Origin of the sequence: Streptomyces erythrochromogenes, from assembly GCF_036170895.1 — a bacterium.
In the GTDB taxonomy this organism is placed as follows: domain Bacteria; phylum Actinomycetota; class Actinomycetes; order Streptomycetales; family Streptomycetaceae; genus Streptomyces; species Streptomyces erythrochromogenes.
Genome location: NZ_CP108036.1, coordinates 1,359,664 through 1,378,079, shown reverse-complemented (window position 1 = coordinate 1,378,079; position 18,416 = coordinate 1,359,664). Strand labels below are relative to the sequence as shown.

19 protein-coding genes and 1 pseudogene are annotated in these 18,416 nt (G+C 72.7%); 5 read left to right on the top strand and 15 right to left on the bottom strand.

Annotated features, from left to right (window positions below; all coding sequences use genetic code 11):
- Positions 1 to 8: 8 nt before the first annotated feature.
- On the bottom strand, positions 9 to 923 hold the full coding sequence (locus tag OHA91_RS06650; RefSeq protein ID WP_063835497.1) for a hypothetical protein: 915 nt from the start codon (positions 921 to 923) through the stop codon (positions 9 to 11).
- A gap of 762 nt (positions 924 to 1,685) precedes the next feature.
- On the opposite strand from OHA91_RS06650, the gene OHA91_RS06645 reads away from it, so the two are divergent.
- The gene (locus tag OHA91_RS06645; protein ID WP_245240003.1) at positions 1,686 to 2,828 is read left to right on the top strand and encodes a PucR family transcriptional regulator; all 1,143 of its coding nucleotides are present in this window, start codon (positions 1,686 to 1,688) and stop codon (positions 2,826 to 2,828) included.
- A gap of 525 nt (positions 2,829 to 3,353) precedes the next feature.
- Here OHA91_RS06645 and OHA91_RS06640 read toward each other — a convergent pair.
- The 3 genes from OHA91_RS06640 to OHA91_RS06630 form a co-directional block, all read right to left on the bottom strand.
- Positions 3,354 to 4,730 (bottom strand): DUF1996 domain-containing protein, encoded by a 1,377-nt coding sequence (locus tag OHA91_RS06640; RefSeq protein WP_031146891.1) that lies wholly within the window; start codon positions 4,728 to 4,730, stop codon positions 3,354 to 3,356.
- 9 nt (positions 4,731 to 4,739) lie between these two features.
- Positions 4,740 to 5,414 carry a DUF4142 domain-containing protein gene (locus OHA91_RS06635; protein WP_037631566.1) on the bottom strand — a complete coding sequence of 225 codons (675 nt, stop codon included), beginning with the start codon at positions 5,412 to 5,414 and terminating at the stop codon, positions 4,740 to 4,742.
- A gap of 223 nt (positions 5,415 to 5,637) precedes the next feature.
- The gene (locus OHA91_RS06630) at positions 5,638 to 6,645 is read right to left on the bottom strand and encodes a helix-turn-helix transcriptional regulator (protein ID WP_328738817.1); all 1,008 of its coding nucleotides are present in this window, start codon (positions 6,643 to 6,645) and stop codon (positions 5,638 to 5,640) included.
- 94 nt (positions 6,646 to 6,739) lie between these two features.
- On the opposite strand from OHA91_RS06630, the gene OHA91_RS06625 reads away from it, so the two are divergent.
- Positions 6,740 to 7,141, top strand: coding sequence for a RidA family protein (locus OHA91_RS06625; protein WP_031146897.1), 402 nt, complete (start codon positions 6,740 to 6,742; stop codon positions 7,139 to 7,141).
- Between the two features lie 116 nt (positions 7,142 to 7,257).
- Here the strand turns inward: OHA91_RS06625 and OHA91_RS06620 are convergent, their stop codons facing one another.
- Entirely contained in the window at positions 7,258 to 7,956 is a 699-nt protein-coding gene (locus tag OHA91_RS06620) for a sigma-70 family RNA polymerase sigma factor (protein ID WP_328738816.1), read from the bottom strand.
- A gap of 278 nt (positions 7,957 to 8,234) precedes the next feature.
- Positions 8,235 to 8,888 (bottom strand): hypothetical protein, encoded by a 654-nt coding sequence (locus OHA91_RS06615; RefSeq protein ID WP_328738815.1) that lies wholly within the window; start codon positions 8,886 to 8,888, stop codon positions 8,235 to 8,237.
- Between the two features lie 246 nt (positions 8,889 to 9,134).
- Here OHA91_RS06615 and OHA91_RS06610 point away from each other — a divergent pair, with 246 nt between their 5' ends.
- Both OHA91_RS06610 and OHA91_RS06605 read left to right on the top strand, forming a co-directional pair.
- Entirely contained in the window at positions 9,135 to 10,340 is a 1,206-nt protein-coding gene (locus OHA91_RS06610) for an MFS transporter (protein WP_328738814.1), read from the top strand.
- Entirely contained in the window at positions 10,337 to 11,425 is a 1,089-nt protein-coding gene (locus OHA91_RS06605; RefSeq protein WP_328738813.1) for a sugar ABC transporter permease, read from the top strand. Before OHA91_RS06610 ends, OHA91_RS06605 begins: the two co-directional genes overlap by 4 nt.
- Before the next feature lie 71 nt (positions 11,426 to 11,496).
- On the opposite strand, the gene OHA91_RS06600 is transcribed toward OHA91_RS06605, so the two are convergent.
- Both OHA91_RS06600 and OHA91_RS06595 read right to left on the bottom strand, forming a co-directional pair.
- A complete protein-coding gene (locus OHA91_RS06600) occupies positions 11,497 to 12,507 on the bottom strand; it encodes a quinone oxidoreductase family protein (protein ID WP_328738812.1) in 1,011 nt (336 codons plus the stop codon).
- Between the two features lie 147 nt (positions 12,508 to 12,654).
- The gene (locus tag OHA91_RS06595; protein ID WP_328738811.1) at positions 12,655 to 12,867 is read right to left on the bottom strand and encodes a hypothetical protein; all 213 of its coding nucleotides are present in this window, start codon (positions 12,865 to 12,867) and stop codon (positions 12,655 to 12,657) included.
- A 29-nt stretch (positions 12,868 to 12,896) separates the two neighbouring features.
- On the opposite strand from OHA91_RS06595, the pseudogene OHA91_RS06590 reads away from it, so the two are divergent.
- Positions 12,897 to 13,103: pseudogene (locus tag OHA91_RS06590) on the top strand (integrase core domain-containing protein); the annotation flags it as partial.
- Here the strand turns inward: OHA91_RS06590 and OHA91_RS06585 are convergent.
- The 7 genes from OHA91_RS06585 to OHA91_RS06555 all read right to left on the bottom strand — a co-directional run bounded on the left by OHA91_RS06585 (position 13,100) and on the right by OHA91_RS06555 (position 18,304).
- Positions 13,100 to 13,471, bottom strand: a complete 372-nt coding sequence (locus tag OHA91_RS06585; RefSeq protein WP_266493940.1) for a peptidase inhibitor family I36 protein — start codon at positions 13,469 to 13,471, stop codon at positions 13,100 to 13,102. The pseudogene OHA91_RS06590 and the gene OHA91_RS06585 overlap by 4 nt on opposite strands.
- Positions 13,472 to 13,559: 88 nt before the next feature.
- Positions 13,560 to 14,765, bottom strand: coding sequence for a hypothetical protein (locus OHA91_RS06580; RefSeq protein WP_408059154.1), 1,206 nt, complete (start codon positions 14,763 to 14,765; stop codon positions 13,560 to 13,562).
- Between the two features lie 94 nt (positions 14,766 to 14,859).
- A complete protein-coding gene (locus OHA91_RS06575) occupies positions 14,860 to 15,267 on the bottom strand; it encodes a hypothetical protein (RefSeq protein WP_328738809.1) in 408 nt (135 codons plus the stop codon).
- Positions 15,261 to 16,022, bottom strand: coding sequence for a M23 family metallopeptidase (locus OHA91_RS06570; protein ID WP_266493946.1), 762 nt, complete (start codon positions 16,020 to 16,022; stop codon positions 15,261 to 15,263). The genes OHA91_RS06575 and OHA91_RS06570 overlap by 7 nt, the downstream gene beginning before the upstream one ends.
- A gap of 59 nt (positions 16,023 to 16,081) precedes the next feature.
- Positions 16,082 to 16,957: a C40 family peptidase gene (locus tag OHA91_RS06565; RefSeq protein WP_266493948.1), complete on the bottom strand. Its 876-nt coding sequence runs from the start codon at positions 16,955 to 16,957 to the stop codon at positions 16,082 to 16,084.
- 77 nt (positions 16,958 to 17,034) lie between these two features.
- The gene (locus OHA91_RS06560; protein WP_136234041.1) at positions 17,035 to 17,517 is read right to left on the bottom strand and encodes an RNA polymerase sigma factor; all 483 of its coding nucleotides are present in this window, start codon (positions 17,515 to 17,517) and stop codon (positions 17,035 to 17,037) included.
- A 121-nt stretch (positions 17,518 to 17,638) separates the two neighbouring features.
- Entirely contained in the window at positions 17,639 to 18,304 is a 666-nt protein-coding gene (locus tag OHA91_RS06555) for a M15 family metallopeptidase (RefSeq protein WP_031146923.1), read from the bottom strand.
- Positions 18,305 to 18,416 lie beyond the last annotated feature (112 nt).

Below are 18,416 nucleotides of genomic sequence, written 5' to 3'. Positions count from 1 at the left end.
GAAGCCGCTCACAGCCGCCACTCGCGGGTGGCGAACTGGTCCCCGTCCATGCCCACGGCGGTACCCATGCCGAGGCCGGCGTCCATGTAGGAGCCGGTCGGGTCGGTCGAGTACACGGCCGTGAGTGCGGGTTGGTCGTCCGTGGGCGGAGCGGCGGGCCCGGTGAACTTCTCCCGCGAGCCGGCTGCCCGTGAGCCTGCCGCCCGCGAGCCGGACGCCCGTGAGCCGGCCGCCCGTGCGCGGGGCTCCCGCCGTTGCCGGGGGACGGCGGCCACGACGGGCAGCTGTTGAGTGCTGGCCGTGCCGGGGGGCCTGGACGGCGACTCGGTCATCCGGGACTTGAGCCGGAACGCGAGCATGCCGGCGACACCGAGCAGGCACAGCGCGTACGCCACCGTGACATAGAGGTCGGCGGCACGGCCCGCCTTCAGCCCGTGCACCAGCGAGGCGCCCCACGCCGGATACGCGCCGAAGTGCAGGGCCCGCCACCACAGGGACCGGCCCTTGGTGGCGAACACGCTGCGCACCGCGCCGGAGACGGCGACCGCGACGAAGAGGTACCCGGCGAGGCTGCCGAGCCCGATCAGTACGGGCTGATCGATGTCCGTGAACGGCACCACCGCCGCGGACGCGGTGGTCCGCTGCTCCGCGATCTTGACCCAGATGTGCAGGGCCAGGAAGCCCAGCCCGGATACGGCCAGGCCGCGGTGCACGCCTTGGGCGAGCAGCCGGTGACCCGATTTCAGCAGCAGCCGGTCGGTGGAGATCAGTCCCCACAGGACGGTGGAGGTGAGCGAGACGAGCGAGAGCACGCCCGCCCCGAAGTCGAGGAAGTCCCAGAACTGGGAGAAGGCGCCCGCGCGGGCGGCCACGGTGACGGAGACGATGGCCGCGCCGACGGCGCAGATGGCGCCCGGACTCATCCGTCCGGGCGTCGGCAGGAGGGAGGGCCGCCGGGCGGCCCTCCGTCCTGCTGCCGGAGCCGATGCCGCGTGTCGGCTTTTACGGCGGGCCCTGTGTGGGCGAGGCATGTGCGGCTGGGGCAAGGGCATCCAGGTCTCCTGTGCGCCTGGGTTCCGAGCACTCCACCTGGCGCTCGGAACCCGGGGGTCGTTGTCGTCTCTGCCCGGCCGCGCTGTGAAACTCCGCGCCGGCCGAGGGAACTTGGGGCCGGAGTGCAGCAGCATCGTGGAGCGTCACATCAGCTCCACAGGATTTATCGAAACGTGATAATTTCTCGCAGCGCGTCTCCGGCGCATCGAACAACACCGGAAGATTCCCCTCCAGCGGAGGTTGCGACAGGCCACCGCGCCGCCCGCCGCCTACGCGTCCCGGACAGTAAAAAGAGAGCAAAGTCCCGGGACTGTAGGTGGTCGGACCTCTCCAGGAGGGAGTACGAGGGCCGCAACTCCCGCGTCAGGCAACGATGTTGACGTGGGGGCAACCTCGGCCGGCTTGCCGCTCTTCCCCGGGCAAGCCTCACCCCGGCACGAACGAGGAAAACGATGTGCGAACTTCTGAACCGCATCTGGTCCCGCCCCCGAGGCGAGTGGACGCGCGTCCTGCGCAGGGAACTTCCCGCACTGGCCGCCGAGATAGTGGAGGAGCTTCTGCATGGAATTCCGGAATTTTCCGCACTTATCGATGACAACGATGCCATTGATGCAGAGTTGCTCCGGCAGCGGGTGGAAGAGGCACTCCTCACCACCCTCGGCTACCAGGAGCGGACCCGGGAACAAACACCGGACGAGTGCCAGGACCAGGCAGAGAACCAGGTCGAAACCGAGGCCGAAACCGAGGCCGAAACAGAGGCCGCAACCGAGCTCGCAACCGTGGGCCGCGGCAAGGCCCGCAGCAGGGAGGCGACATACACGAACGAGTGCGAGATCACGCACGAGGGCCGGCGCGACGACATCCGCGAGGAGGTCCGCCCCGGGTCCCGCGACGGGATCCGCGAACCGGCCCTCAAGCGGGTCCGGGTGACCACCCGGGAGGAAACCGAGGAGGAGACCGGTGATGGCATCCGCCCGGGCGAACGGGCCCGCCAGGAGCTGTTCAGGATCCTCACCGACGACCGCGTCGCGTCCGACAGTTCCCTCACCGAACTCGCCGAGGCGGCCGGATGGCCCCTCCCGCTGGCCGTACGGGCCATTGTGCCGGCCACGCCCGGCGAGGCGCAGCAGCTGGCGGGCGTCCTGGACGACGCCCTCGTCGGGATGTTCGCCGGCCGGCCGTGCCTGCTGGTCCCCAGCCCTGACCCGGAGATCCGCGGACCGCTGGAGCACCTGCTGCGCGGCCGGTTCACGGCCGTGGGGCACGCCGTCCCGATCCGGGACACCGCTTCATCCCTGCGCTGGGCGCTGCGCCTGGCCGGTCTGACCCCCAGCCGACCGGGCATCGAGGCCAGGCCCGTCTTCGTCGACGACCACCTCTCGACGCTGCTCCTGCTCCAGGACGAGCCCCTGGCCCACGCACTGGCCGCCCGCTGGCTGCGGCCCCTCGCGGACCTGACCCCGCGGCAGAGCGAGCGGCTGGAGGTGACCCTGCTCGCCTGGCTGGAGGGCGGCGGTGCCCCCGAGGCCGCCAAGGCCCTCAGCGTGCACCCGCAGACCGTGCGGTACCGCATGCGCCAGCTGGAGAAGCTCTTCGGTACCGGCCTGCGTGACCCGCGGACCCGGTTCGAGCTGGAGATGGCCCTGCGCAGCCGCCGCCTGATGGCCCAGGTACGGCGCCAGCACTCGCGCGTGACCCGCAGGACGGCCCGCGTGATCCAGGCGGACTTCACCCCCGTCGTCGTCGGCCGCATGGCCCGCGTCAACGGCCTCTGACCCCCGAAACCCCTGAACCCCCGACCCCTCTGAGCCACTGAACCCCCTCTGAACACACCCCCGAACGACACCCCGAACCACACCGGCCCGGCCCGGCCCCCGTCCTCACGGGGCCGGGCCGGGCCTTCGTGTGCCATGTCCGCGCACACCGCCCGGGGCGACGTCGCCGGCCCGTGCGCCGGGTGCCGCACGCGGACCGGGGCCGGACGTACGCGCGTGCCCCGGGGTCGGACGTACGAGCCCGCCGCGGGCCGGGGAGACCACAGCACCCGGGTCGCCGGACACACGACAGCGCCCGGGCCGGGACACAGCACAGCGCCCGGGCCCGGACACACGACAGCGCCCGGGCCCGGACACACGACAGCGCCCGGGGCGGGCGGACCACGGCGCGCCCCCGGGCGGACACACAAAAGCGGTGTTGGTCCGAAGGGGCTTCGGACCAACACCTTTCCCGGGGCGGGCGCGGGGTGAGGAAGGGGGGGAGCGCCCGCCCCGGGGGCGGAAGGGGGCGAACCGCCGCGAACGTCAGCGGCAGTTGCGCCCGTCGTTGATGCAGCTCACGGCCTTGTTCATCAGGCCGTTCGACATCACGTTGATGAAGTCTCCGTGGTCGGTCACCGGCTTGTGCAGCTGCTCCGGGAAGCTGTCCACGGCGATGCGGGAGCCCGGCTGCACCCCGTACACGATGCGCTGGACCAGCTGCGGGATGGCGGTGAAGCCCTTCTGGCAGCGGCCGTTGCGGTCAGCGAACGCCACGTGCGTGCGGTGGTTGGCGCTGTCGGTGTTCCGGCCGTCCCAGCAGCTCTGGAACGAGAAGGTGCGCACCACGTCACTGCCCTTGGGGCAGATCGGGTACTTGTCCTTCAGCTGGCGGTCCTCGAACCCCGTGCAGCTCCAGGAGGCGTTGGCATTGGCCGTGCCGTTGGTGAGCGCCTTGGCGTCACCGGTGATGATCCGCAGGAAGCGGGGCATGGCCTTGACCTTGCCCTCGGGGCTGCCCTTGAAGGTGATCGTGACCTGCTTGGGCTTCAGGATCGTGCCGACGTTGCCGTCCTGCCCGCCGCCGGGCGCCTGTGCGTCCCGCTCCGCCTTGCCGTCCCGCAGACGCAGCACGGGCCAGTAGTAGGTGGACTGGTCGCCGTTGCCGCACGTGGTGCCGGCCCTGGCGAGGCTGTCGTTGGTGGAGAAGGCATCCGTGGACACGTTGCCCACGTAGTCGTGCATGTGGTGCGCGCCGTTGGACACACCGGGGGCGACGATGACGTTGTCGGGGTTGAAGTGGCCGTTCTCGTTGCGGCCGCAGTTCACGCTGAAGGAGCCCTTGGAGGCGTTGTTCTGCGCCCGGGGCGTACGGACGTTGGGACGGACCTTGGTGATGTTCACGAAGTCGTTCTTCGCCGGAGCGCCCTTCTTGCCGGCCGCGGAGGACTTGGCGTCGGAGGCCAGCGCCGCCGCTCCGCCCCCGCCGTCCTCCTCGGCCGAGGCCTTCTTCATCTGGCAGGAGCTCAACGCGGCGATCTCCTTCGGGGGGTCCCCCGCCCGGTCAATCGCGTCGGACACGCCCTTGATGGTCTGTTCCCGCTTCTGCTTCAGCTCGCCGAGGAGTGCATCGCCCTGCGCCTGGCCGGAGGCGAGCCGCCGGTAGGCGTCCGCCACCTGGTCGTCCAGCTTGGCCAGGTTCTCGTCGACCTCGGCCTTGGCCTGCTCGGGCACGGCCGTGAGCTTCTCGCCCACGTCGGGGCAGTCGATGGTGGTCGTCAACTGCGACTTGCGGTTGTCGTCCTGGCCCGCGGAAGCGTTGCCGGCGATGACGGCGACCCCGCCGCCGCCCAGCACGAGCGCGGAGACCACTCCCACGAGCTTGGTCGACAATCGGGCGCGCTTGTGGCCCTTTGGACTCATGCGATCACTTCACTTCGTCGGTGGGACATTGTCGGAGAGCCCGTCGAAGTCGACCAGCCCGGTGTCTTCGAGGACCGTGATGTGGTCCAGGACCGTGGCGTTGGCGGACGTGGCGAGGGCTCGCACCATGGAATTGCGGGTCTGGTTCCGGATGGCGGCCACCAGGGAGAACACCTTTCCGTGCGCTCGGCGCAACAGCTGGGCGAACAGCCGTTCGTACTCGTCTCCCTTGGCGCGGTTCATCTGGCCCAGCCAGTCCTGCTGCTGCGCGGAGGGCTGGTTGGGCAGGTCGATGGCGAGGGCCTGGCCGACCTGGATGACCTGACGGTCCAGTTCGGTGTGGCCGTCGACGAGGTGGTCCCCGGCCGTGCGGATCGCAGGCCGTGAACCGCGCTGCTGGGCCTGCCGTCCGGCGGGCAGCTCCCACAGCCCGGCGAGCCGGACCTTGCGGACGAAGTCGCGGTCCGCGGCGGTCAGCGGCCCGAACGCCGTGCTCACCGTTCCCAGACCGTCGTCGTCGGCCGGTGCCGGCGCCGCCGCGGTGGCGGCATTGGCCCGGCTGCCGAACTTGTCCACGGGGACCAGCAGGGCGATCAGGGTGAGCGCGAGCGCGGTGATGACGACGGCGCTCGCGATCGAGTACCGGGTGGCCGTCGACCAGCCTCGCGTGTTTCTCCGCCGCAATGACAGCAATGTGCCTCCTTGCTCCGTGGGGCCGGGAGGTGGCGGGGCAGGGAGGTCCCGCAAGCGTCGTGCGGTGCAACACCCGCATTCCCGGGGGTGTCACGGGACGGTAGTGCCCGGTGTGACGCCGCCGCCGGAGGACATCACCATCGGATAAACACTCCGGCGATTCCTGGAAAGGCTGATATCTTGCCGCGTTCCGCCCTGCCTCCCCAGGGGTGTCCTACGCGGACGGCGTGGGTTCCGGGGACGGTGCGGCGTAGCGGGCGGCGATGGCCGCCGCGCGGTCGTGCAGGGAGTCGCGCAGCCACTGCGGCGCCAGTACCTCCGCGCTCGCGGCGAGCTGCCACAGCGCCCATTCGGCGTGCCTCGGGTCCTGGAAGGTGACCTCCAGCCGCAGCCGGCCCTCCGCGCCGCCCTCCGCGTCGCCTCCCTCGGCGAGGACGGCCACCGCGCTGCCCACCAGGTCCTCCCGCCGTGCCGGGTCCACCCGTACCAGCACGGTGACCTGGTCACCGCCGGCCCGGAACCGCCTGCTGCGCTCCTGCCACGCCAGGTCCAGATCGACCCCCTCCGGCCGCTGCGCCGGCTCGGCGAGCTCCTCGGCGGCCAGGACCCGGGACAGCCGGTAGGTGCGGTCCGCGCCGGCCCGCGTGGCCAGCAAGTAGCCCTGGTCGCGCACGGTGACCAGGCCTATCGGGTCCACCGTGCGCCACTCGGGGTCCCGGCCCGCGGCCGCGTAGCGGATGCGCAGCCGGCGCCCTGCGAACACCGCCCGCCGGACCTCGGTCACCACGGCGTCGGGCAGCTCCTCGGTGACCAGCCGGCGCGCGAGGGCGTCGGTCTCCGGGTCGATCAGCAGGCGCCGCGCCGCACCCGCCGCTGTGGCCCGCTGGCCCTCGGGCAGCGCGTCGACCACCTTGCGCATGGCCGAAGCGAGCGCCGAGCCGAGGCCGAACGCCTGCGCGCCGCGCCGCGATCCGGCGACCAACAGGGCGAGCGCCTCGTCGTGGTTCAGCCCCGTGAGCTCGGTACGGAAACCCGGCAGCAGGGTGAAACCGCCGTGCCGGCCGCGCTCGGCGTAGACCGGGACACCGGCCGCGGACAGCGCGTCGATGTCGCGCAGCACGGTCCGGGTGGACACCTCCAGCTCGCGGGCCAGCGTGGTCGCGGACAGCCGGCCGTGCTGCCGCAGCAGCAGTACCAGGGAGACCAGACGATCGGCGCGCACCCGAAAACGCTACCGGAATACACGACACACGATGTCGTGATTGGTTGCGAGGCTTCAACGCGACACAGTCCATTGCACACGAGAGGTGGCCCCCATGGCACACGACATCGTCAACCCCGACGGTCTGCACGACCCGACCCCGTTCGGCTACAGCCACACCGCCGGCCTCCCCGCGGGAACGGAACTCGTCCTCGTCGCCGGCCAGTACGGATCCGGTCCGGACGGGGCGGTCGTCTCGGCCGACTTCTCCGAGCAGGTGGAGCAGACGTTCCACAACATCGGTGTCGCCCTCGCCGCCCACGGGCTCGACCTCGGCCACGTCGTCCAGCTCAGGACGTACGTGGTGGGCCACGACGTCTCCAAGCTCGGGCCGATCGCCGCAGCCGTGCAGGAGCGCTGGGGTGCCAAGCCGCCCACGCAGACCCTCATCGGGGTCGCGGGCCTGGCCACTCCGGACATGCTGTTCGAGGTCGAGGCCGTCGCGGCCCGCCCCTGACCCCGCGGCCCGCCCCTGACCCCGCGGCCCGCCCCTGACCCCGTGGGCCGCCGCCCACGGGGGGCGGCGGCCCACGGGCCCGGCGCGCCGCCGCCCCTTCCGGGCCGCGTCCCGGATCAGGCGGGCGACGCCGAGAGCACCGCCTCGCGCGTCCCCCGCGGGGCCCGCTCGCCCTGCGCGGCCGGGGCCTGCGGCTCCGGCGCGGGCGTGGGGGTGTCCGTCAGGAGCGCGATGAGGGAGGTGCGCGCCCGGGCCACGCGGGAGCGGACCGTGCCGATCGGGCAGCCGATGGCCTCGGCCGCCTCCGCGTAGGGGAGACCCAGCAACTGCGTGAGGACGAAGGCCTCTCGGCGTTCGGACGGGATCGCGGCCAGCAGTTCCGCCAGCGCGATGCCGTCCTCGAAGCCCGGCACGTCGTACGGCTGGGCCTGCTCGGCGGCCGTCTGCCAGTCGCAGCGGTCCGACAGTCTCGGCCGGGCGGCGGCGTGGCGCAGGCTGTCCACGACGGTGCGCCGGGCTATGGACAGCAGCCAGGTGCGTGCGGAGGAGCGGCCCTCGAACCGGTGGAGGCTCGCCAGCGCCCGCAGGAACACGTCCTGGGTGAGGTCGTCGGCGGCCTGGGTGTCGGCGCTCAGGTAGGCGACGTAGCGCCAGACATCGCGGTGGAGGGCGCGCACGAAGCGGTCCGTCTTCGCGCGGTCGCCGTCTCGGGCGTCGAGCGCCAGCCGGGTCACCGCCGCGTCGGAGGCCTGGGTGTGCCGGGCGGGACGCTCGGCGGCGGTACAGGACTGGATGGTCGTCAGGGCAGGAGTCATCGCCAAAGGTCCTTATGTGCAAGGGGAGTCCGGCGCCGCACGGGGGCGGGACCGGTGAGGGGCACGGCCTGCCGGAGGGCAGGGCCGAGGGCCCGAGGCGCGGCATCCGCGCGACACCTGTGGTGTACGAGGTGCGTCGGAAGCGTCAGGTGCATCCGGTACGTGCGCGGCGTGCGCGGCGTGCGCGAGAGCGGTCGCGCACACGAACGCGGATGCGATGCGTATGCGTATGCGTATGCGGATGCGGATGCCGATGCGGCTCGGGTGACCGGCTGTCGTCAGAGGACAGCGGTCGCCGCCGGCGGACCCCTCGAGGTGATGGCGTGGACGAGGAACAGCTGCCGCAGTACGCGCGTCCGGCGCGGCCGGCGCACCCGCAGGCGCGGCCGGTGCGCGGCCGTGACCGGCCGCAGGAGCAGCCGCAGCGGGGCCCGCAGCCGGGCGGCCACGGCGCGCACCACGCGGAAGAGGGCACGCTCGCCGTGGGCGAGCCACAGACCGCACAGCACGGCGGCCAGCAAGTGGGCGATCAGCATCCCGGCAGGTGACATGAACGCCATCGGCACGGCCGAGGCCCCGTGCCCACCACCCGCCATGTGCATGGCCGTCGGAGCGGACGCGGCTTCCGCCATCGGGTGCACGGCGTGATGTGCGTGAACAGCCGCTTCCGCGCCCGCGGTTCCACTCTGCAGGGCCGGCTCGGCCGCGGACCCGGCCAGGGGCTGGGCCAGGGAGAAGGCCGAGTGGAGCACCGCCTGGACGGCGACGGCGGCCCCCGTGACGGCGAGGATCCCGCGCTCACGGCCCGCGAGGGACCAAGCCGCCCCCGAGGCCGCCGCGAACCCGACGGACAACGCCCACCAGGGCACCGCAGCGCCCGACATGAGCATGTGCCCGATGGCCGCGAGCAGCACACAGAGGGCTGCGAACATCGCAGCCCGTAGGGCGCGTAAACAGCGGACCGGCTCCATGGCGGGGCTCATCCTCGCACCGGCCTCCCGAGCCGCACATCAGGGTGCGCACTTCCGGACAAGTTTCCGCGGCCCCACCATGTCACAGCCGGGCCGTCTGCCTCGTGTGGTGCAGGGCACAGCGGAGGGGCGGGAACCGACCCGCCGCTCCATCCGACTGCCTACCCGGCCGAACGAGCGGTTCAACGTCCTGGGAAGGGAGACTTTGTGGCGTCGGAGAGAACGGCGACGGCATCGTCGACGGAGAAGGACGGCGGTGCGGGGCGGCGGCTGACGGCTCTCCTCACCTGCGCCATGGCGTTCTCGATGCTGCAACTGTTCCTGATCGGCGCGCTCGGTCCGCGCCTCGTGACGGAACTGGGCATCTCACCGGCCCTGTTGGGACTGACCACCACGATCGGCTTCGGAACGGCCGCCGCCCTGTCCCCGGCGGGCGGGCGGATCGTGGACCGGATCGGCCCCCGGCGCTCGCTCGTCGTACTGCTGCTCCTCTCCGCCGCGGCGCTCGCCCTGATCGGGGCCGCCCCCGGCGCCGGCCTGCTGCTGGGCGCCGTCGCACTGGGCGGCGTACCGCAGGCGCTCGCCAACCCGGCCACCAACAAGGCCGTGCTGCGCTCCGTAGCGCCCGCCCGGCGGGGCGCCGTCACCGGCCTCAAGCAGTCCGGCGTGCAGCTGGGCGCCTTCGCGGCCGGAGCGCCGCTGGCCGCCCTCGCGGGCGGGATCGGCTGGCGGGGTGCGGTCTGGACGGGCGCCGCGGCGGCCCTGCTCACCGGGCTGTGGGCGCTGCGGGTCCTTCCGGCGGACCCCCCGCCGCCGGCGGTCGGCCCCCGTACGGAACTCGTCCCGCGCGCGATGGTGGCCTGGCTGGCCGTGTTCTCGCTGTTCCTCGGTGCGGGAATCGCCTCGGTGAACACCTATCTCGCCCTCTTCGGCGCGCAGCGCCTGGGCATGGGACCGACGACGGCAGCCGCCCTGGTCGCCGTGCTGGGAGTGGCCGGGATCGCCGGCCGGGTGGGCTGGTCCAAGGCGGCCCGTCCCGGGCGCGCCGAATGGCTCCCGGGCTGGCTCGCGTGCGGCGCGCTGGGCGCGGCGGCCCTGCTGGCGGCCGCCCTCGTGGCGGGCCCGCTGGTGTGGGTGGGCGCGGTCGCCGTCGGGGTGTTCGCCGTCTCCGGCAACGCCGTCTCGATGGTGCTGGTCCTCCAGCGGGCCGCCCCCGGGCGGGCCGGACAGGACTCCGCGCTGGTCGCGGCCGGGTTCTTCGCCGGATTCGCGCTCGGCCCGCCGCTGTTCGGCCTGCTCGCGCAGAGCGGGCGGTACGGACCGGGCTGGCTCCTGGTGGCGGCGGAGTTCGCGGCGGCCGCGGCCGTCGCGTTCCTCTGGGCGGTACGGGACCGGCGCGGAGGCACGGCGTGAGCGCCGCGACCGGCCGGGCGCTGGCAGCGGTCATGGAGCGGGTGGCGGTGACCGCAGCCGAGGTGGGACCGCGCTTCCCCCTCTACGCCGACCCGGCCGACGGACGGTGGACCACGACCGGCCGCGGTTCGTGGACCGGGGGCTTCTGGGCCGGGCTGCTGTGGCTGCGGGCGCGGTACACCGGAGCCGAGCCCGACCGGCGGGCCGCCGCCGCGTGCACGGCCCGTCTCGAACCGTGGGCCGGCGCCGACACCGCCACCCGCGGCCTCATCTTCTGGTACGGGACCGCCGCGGCAGGCGACGACGCCGAAGCCGCCGCGCTCCGCGCCCGGGCGGCCCGGGCCTGCCTGTCGGCCTGCGACCCGGAACTCGGGATCCTGCCCTGGGGCGACGCCCTGGGCGGCCCCCGGCTGCTCGCCCGCGTGGACGCCGTACCCGGCACCGTGCCGCTCCTCGCGGGCGCCGGACCGGGCGGGGCGGCCGCGGCGGCCGCCCACCTCCACCGGCACCTGGACCTCTGCCTCGGCCGGCCCGGCGACGCGGCGCCGTGGTTCCGGCCCGCCCTGGGCTTCGAGACGGCCACCGGCCGGTGGCAGCCCTGCGAGGACCCGCCGCCCGGCTGGAGCCGGGGACAGGCGTGGCTGCTCCTCGCGGTCGCCGACGCCCTGCTCCGACCGGCCGTCCCCGCAGGCGACTTCACCCGTCTCACCGAGGCGGCCGCCCTGCTGATCACGCGCGGCGGGGTGCTGACCGGCCGGCCGGTCCCGCCGGCCGACACCGGCCGCCCGGACGGTCCCCTCGACACCTCGGCCGCGGCGATCACGGCGGTCGCCCTGCTGAAACTGGCCCGGACGCCCGGCCCCCGCGCGGAGCAGTACGCGCTCCGGGCCGAGGAGATCCTCGACCGCCTCACCCGGTCCCATTTCACCGGCGACGACGGTGTCCGCCCGCCCGGGATGCTCCTGGACGGCTGCTACGACGCGGCGAAGCGACTGGCGGTCCGCCACGAACTCGTCTGGGGCGACTTCTTCCTGGCCCTCGCCCTGTCCGCGCTCCACGGCCTCGCCGACATCACCCGCGTCTAGGAAGGGTTCACCGGGTCACGGCGCCCGGCACGGTGCGCGCCCTGGCTGCTCCCCGACCTCGTCGCCCGCGATCAGCTCTGCGTCTCCTCGCGGCGTCCAACAGCGGCCGCATCGGGTACGACGAGCAGCTTGCCGGTGGTACGCCGAGCCTCCAGATCGCTGTGGGCCTGGGCGGCCTCGGACAATGCGTAGCGGCCCGTTACGGTGACCTCAAGCGCCTTGGAGCGCACCCACTCGAACACATCGGCGGCCCGTCGGAGCAGTTCGGACCGATCGGCGATGAAGTCCCCGAGGCTGGGCCGGATCAGGGTCAGCGAACCGCCGTGGGCGAGCCGAATCGGATCAAACGGCGGCACGGCACCACTTGCCGCGCCGAAGAGCACGAGATGGCCGCGGGTTCGCAGGCTGGCGAGGCTCGCATCGAAGGTGTGCGCGCCGACGCCGTCGAAGACAACCGGCAGTCCCTGACCGCCGTTGAGCCGCCTCACCTCGGCTGCGAGATCGTCGACTGCGGAGGAAAGGATCACCTCAGCGGCCCCGGCACGCTTCGCCAGCTCGGCCTTCGCCGTGGTCGACGTCGTGCCGATCACCCTGCCGCCGAGATGGGTGATGAGCTGGGTCAAAAGCAGCCCCATGCCACCAGCGGCCGCATGCACGAGCACCGTGTCGCCCCCCTGAACCGGGTAGGCATCCTTGACGAGATAGTGCGCGGTCATGCCTTGGAGGAGCACGGCGGCGGCGGTCTCGAAGTCGATATCGTCGGGCAGCGGCACCAGCCGGGAGGAGTCCACGACGGCCCGCTCGGCATACGTGCCGGGAATCTCCACCCAACCGACCCGGTCCCCGACTGCGACGTCAGCGACGCCGGGTCCGACTTCGACGACCGTGCCGGCGCCCTCAGCGCCCGGGGTGAAGGGCAGCGGGAGGCTGTACCGGCCTTCGCGGTGGTAGACGTCGAGGAAGTTGACCCCGGATGCGGCGACCTCCACGATCGCCTCGCCCGGACCCGGCCGCGGCTGGTCCACCTCGGCCTCCTGCAGCACCTCGGGACCGCCCACTTCGTACACCTGAATCGCTCGCATGGCCCTCCAATCAACGGCTCATCCCCCACCAACCCCGTTGATGGCGATCCGATTCCCGGCAAGCAGGCCGGCCCGCCGCCCCCGCCGAGAGCTGAGACGCCTGCTTCGCACCCGGGTCCGGGACAGGAGACCGAGGCCGTCAAGGGTCTACGAATGCACCACCCGCCGCTTCCGCACCGCCGTACGGCCACCCACCATAACCGGCGTAGTCTCCGGCAGCTCCACCGCGCGGCGCACGAAGTCGACCACCGCCGCCGGATACTCCTCCGGCCTCGGGAACCGGCCCATCCGCTGGTACGACTTCAACGCCAGCAGCAGGGCCGGCTGATCTCCATCCGCGTCCATCCACTCCGCCCCCACGCCGCCTCCTCCCGCGTCGGCGCGAAGAACAGATGCAGACCAACGGCAAGGTCGAACGCTTCAACCGCACCCTGCTCGACGAATGGGCCTACGCCCGCCCCTACCGGTCAGACATCGAACGCCGCGAAGCGTTCCCCGGCTGGCTCCGCTCCTGCAATCACCACCGCGGACACACCGCACTCGCAGGCGAACCACCCGCAGGCCGCGTCCCCAACCCGACGAGGCAATACACCTAGCACTCTCCGCGCCACGTCACCTTGGTGATGACGGCGTTGTGGTTGAAGTTGATGCCGTAGTCGCCCGGGCCGGGGTAGTAGTGGACACACTCCGTGCCGGGGCCGATGCCCTTCCACTCGACCTGGATGTGGTCGAGGCCGGGGAAGGGCGCGCCGTTGTTGAAGATGGACCGGCCGGTGACGCTGCCCGACCAGTTGCCGTCCGACTTCAGGACGAGCTGACCCGTCCCGTAGTCCCCCGAGTAGACGCAGAAGTAGCCCTTGTCGCAGCCCGGCGGAACCTCTGCGGCCGAGGCCGTCGGCGCCGCCCCCAGCAGGCCGGTGATCGCCGCCGCCGCGGCCAGGGAGCCAAGTGCACGCTTGTTCATCGCAGTTCTCCTTGTTCGAAGGTCGTCTCGCAACGCGACGGCGGGTCGGCACTCGCCGTATGAGCCGAGGGCCGCTCCCGCAGCCCGGTCAGCAGACCGGCACCCCGGGTACCTGGTTCTCCGGCACGCTGAGATAGATGTTGGTCATGTAGCCGCCGTACTGGGGAAGTTGGGCCCACCAGTCGTTGACGTAGGGCGGTTGGCTGACCTGCTGCCCGCGCTTCTGGCAGCCGACCAGGACCTCGACCCCGGCGGGCAGCGTGGTGATCGCGCCGGAGGTGGTCGTCGCCTGGGTGCGGACCCGGACCCCGCTGCCCCAGGTGCCGACCCACGTCCCGGCGGGGCGGGAGGCGCCGGGGACGTCCAGCGAACGGGTCAGCCGCCCGATGTCCGTGTAGGCCTTGCCGTAGGGCGTTCCGCCGGGGTGCAGGGTGAAGACCGCCACGATGGAACGGTCGCCCGCGCCCACCACACCCGTCGTGTGCAGTGCGGGACGGGAGAGGTCCACGGCGTCGGCGCCCGCCGGCGTCCGGGCATCCGTTCCCGCCGGTTCCCCGGCGGACTCAGCGGCCCCGGCGGCCTTCGCGGTCGTCGCGGTCGGTGCCGTGCAGCCGCCCGAACTGAAGCCCGACCAGCCCTGCTTGACGGCCCAGGGGCGGTTGAAGGAGCCGGCGATGCCGAAGTGCTGGTCGTAGCCGTCGGTGGCGCAGCGGGTGGACTGCCGCAGGTCGCCGAGGATGTAGTCGCGTGTCGCCGCCGGGGCGGAGTCCAGCAGATGGCGGTAGATCTTCACGGTGTCGCGGGCCGAGAGGGCCGTGTAGCCCCAGTAGCCGGGGTGGGTGGACGGCGGCCGGGCGGTGTCCGTCAGGCCGAGCCGGGTGACCATCCGGTCGACGATCGCCCCCGAGCCGTTGTTCGACCAGAACGTGCTCGCGGCCGTGTCGTCGCTGCCGCGCAGCATGGTGTCGATCCGGCCCCGGTCGGCGGCCGGCAGGGCGTCGGGGCTGCGGTTCCAGAGCACGTCCAGGGCGATCAGCAGCTTCACCACCGACGCGGACCTGAACTGTGTGGCGGTGTTCAGCTGTTCGGTGAAGGTGCCGGTCTGGCGGTCGAAGACGGCGACGCCCGCCGTCACCCCGGCGGGCACGTCGGCCTGAACCGCCGCCGGACGCGCAGAGGGGGACTCGGCGGAGGCGACGGAGACCGCGGTCGCGGTGGTGCACAGGAACGCGGCGAGGGCGGCGGTCAGCGCGCCCGCCCGCACCGCGATCCGTGTGCTGCTCAAGGTCATCATGTTCGTCCTCGGAATGGGTGGAGAGGGAAGTGGAGGCGGATGCCCCCGGGACCTGCCGTGGTCCCGGGGGCATCCGGTCGGTGCGGGCCGCCGTTCAGCAGTTCGGCAGACCGGAGTCCGGCTCGTCGTTGCCGCCTCCGACGAGGAATATCTCGCTCATGTACGCGGACGGGGCCATGCCCACCGCCGGGGTCTTGACCCACCAGGTGTGCCAGTAGTCGCCGTAGGTCGCACGGCCGCCCTTGACCTGGCACTGAACCCTGAGGACGCCACCGGGGGGCGACGTGGAGGTGACCTGGGCCTGGGGATCGGGGGCGGACCGCAGATTGACGTTCGAGCCCCATATCTGGCACAGGAACGTACCCGCGTAGTTGCGGTCGGGGGTGCACGGCGCCGAGTCGGCGGCCCGCGCGGACGGGGTGAGGCCGGGGGAGAGGAGCAGCGCGGCGGCCAGAGCCGCCGCCGCGGCACCCTTCCTGCCGGTGAGGGCGCCGGTCAGCACGTGCCCACCCCCGGCAGCCAGGCGGCGGGGTGGTCGATGTAGATGTTGGAGATGTAGCCGCCGAGCGCCGGGATGTAGGACCAGGCGTCGTTGGTGTAGCCCTCGGCGGTGACCGAGTCGCCGCGCTTCTGGCACTGGACCTGGACCGGAGTCGGCCCGGTCAGGGTGCGCACGACCGCAGCGTTCAGCCGGGCGTCGGCGCGCACCCGGACCGATGTGCCCCAGGTGGTGAAGTTGGTACCGGGCGTTCCGCTGCCCGGGGTGCACGGCAGGCTCACACCGCGCTCGGCCAGATAGGCGACGGGGTCCATGCCCCGGGTGCTGGCCGTGGAGGAGTGCGCCTCGAAGTGCAGGTGCGGCCCGGTGGACTGGCCCTCGGAGCCCATGCGTGCGATCAGCTGGCCGCTGCTCACCCGCTGGTTCACGGAGACGAGGCGCTCGTACATGTGGCCGTACTCGGTGACGGTGCCGTCGTCGTGCTTGATGCGGATCCACTGGCCGTAGCCGCTGGCGGTGCCGGAGACGATGACGGTGCCGGGCCCGGCGGAGTGGATCGGCGTACCACGGTTGTTGGCGATGTCGACGCCGTCGTGGCCGGAGTGCCACCCCTGGGTCACCGTGCCGGCCGTCGGGCAGGATCCGGCGTAGCCGGCGGGCGCGGCGGCGGCCTGGCCGGCCGTGAGCGGGACCAGCCCGGCCGCGGCGACCGTGGCGACGAGCAGGCCGATGGACTTGGTGCGCTTGAGTGCGCGCATGGCGGAGTCTCCTCTGTGAGCGATGTGAGCGATGTGAGAGGCGGTGAGGAAGCGGTGGGTCAGCAGGTGGGAACCCCGGGCAGCCAGGCCGCCGGGTCGTTGATGTAGATGTTCGAGATCCACGCCTTGTACTTGGGCAGGTACGACCAGGCGTCGTTGGTGTAGCCCTCGGCCGTGACCGTCTCCCCGTGTGCCTGGCAGAGCACGTCCACGGCCGTGGGGCCGGGCAGCCGGGCCACGGGAGGCTTCTGGGTGCCGGGATCGGGACGGAGGCCCACATGGGTGCCCCAGGTCATGAACCGCTTGGTGCCCGCAGGCGGCTGCTGGGTGCCGGCGATGCGCAGGGCGCCCGCGTACTGGGAGTCCAGCCGTACGTCGCTGACCATCACGAGCGTGCCGGACTCCCGGGCCTCGACCATCCTGCCGTTGCCGAGGTAGACGGCGATGTGGTGGACGCTGCCGAGGTTGGCCGGGTCCGACCCCCACAGCAGCAGATCCCCCGGCTGCAGCGGAGCGGTTCCCTGGGCGCGGGTGAACCGGGCGGTGGCGCCGTTCCACCGGGCCTGGTTCCACGTCCCCTCGGGCAGGGCGATGCCCGCTCCCTGCCAGGCCGCGTACTGCACCAGGTGCGAGCAGTCGAAGCCCTTGACCTGGCTGTCGTGGGCGCCGGGGCCGCCGCCGGGATAGTCCTGACCGTACGTCGGCCCGTGGACGGATCCGCCGCCCCACGAGTACGGCACCCCGATCTGTGAGCACGCCGCGTTGACGATCGCCTGCGCCTGGGCGGGCGCGTCCGCCAGGGGACGGCAGTCGGCGGCGGCCGCGGCCGCCGAGGAGACCGGCGGTACGGCGGCCGTCGCCGTACCGGTACAGGTCAACGCGGTGGCGAGCAGCAGCCCTCCCGCCGTCGCGAGTGTGCGGTGGGCACGGTGCATGGGTTCCCCCTCGGGTGGTCGGTGCGATGTGTGCAGGTGCTGTACGGGTCGGCAGCGGCCGGTGCGGCGGCCGGTTCCTATGCGGCGAGCGCGGCGCGGATCTTGGCGAGGCCGCGCATACGGTTGCGCTGCACCGTGCCGCGGTGTGCGCCGAGCCGTTCCCCCGCCATGTCATGGGTCAGGCCCTCGATGTCGACCAGGATCACGGCCGCCGCTTCCTTGGGGGACAGCCCGCGCAGCAGCGCTGCCGTCACCGCCTCGGCCTCCCTGCCGGCGAAGCCGCCGTCCCAGCCGCGTTCCGGCAGCCGGTCGGTGCAGCGCTCCTGGCGCGAGGGGTGCCGCCACAGATCGCGCAGCAGGTTCAGCGCGGCCGCGCAGGTGTAGGCGTACGGCTGCTGCTGACGCGTCAGGGTGTGGGCGCGTGCCCGGCGGGAGAGCCTCAGGTACGTCTCCTGCAGCAGGTCGTCGGCGTCGTGCGGATTGCCGGTCAGAGCCAGCAGCCGGCGCCGCAGCCTCGGCATCACGGCGGTGAACGCCTCGTCGAACTCGGCGGCGGTCATGTGGTCGGTGAGGGCCGCCGGGCTCGTGCTCGGCTTGCTGGTCTCGGAGGCCTCGGCCGACGTGGTCGTCGTCGTTGCGATGCAGGTGTTCTCCACGGTGTCCCCCCGGGGTCGGGCTGGTTCAGGCTGTGGTCGGGCGCAGGGAGGCGGGACCGTACTTGGCCGCCGGCGCTTGGGTCAGGAGCGCCCAGTACCGGTCCCCGTACGACCAGTGCCACCACTCGGTCGGGTAGTTGACGAACCCCGCGGCCGCCATGGCCCGGCCCATCGCCGCCCGGTTGGCGCGGGCGCGGGAGCCGACGTTGAGCGCGGCGGTGCGGCAGCCGCCCTCGCTCTCCTCGGGGGTGGCGTTGACCTCCGTACCGAGGGACAGTTCGGCACCGTCCTCGGTGCACAGCGTCAGATCCACGGCACCGCCGCTGACGTGCGGGGCGACCTCCGGGGGTGAGATGTACGCGCTGGCCAGCTCGCGGATGCGGTCCGGTCCGGCGTCCGGATGCGCCGTGCGCAGCGTCGCCGCGTACTCGTCGAAGTAGCGGCGCTGCAGGGCGGGCGGCCGGAAGCCCTCCACCATCAGCAGGCGGATGCCGGCAGGCAGCGCTTCCTGTGCGAGCAGGAGCCGGCGCAGCACGTCGGCCCGCAGATGGGCGTACGAGCCGTCGTGGTCGGTCTTCCGCGTGTCGACCCGCAGCGCGGCGAACTCCCGGGCGTCGACCAGGGGTTCACCGTTGTCGGTGACATGCGTGGCGGCGACCCGGGGGTCCGAAAGCAGGATGATGTCCGTCACGCTCACAGCGTCGAGGCGGGCGCTGCAGGATCGATGCAGATCCTCTGCAGAACGCATGCAACGCCGGGAACGGGCCACCCGCATGGGCAGACCTGAGGGGTTTCGGCCACCC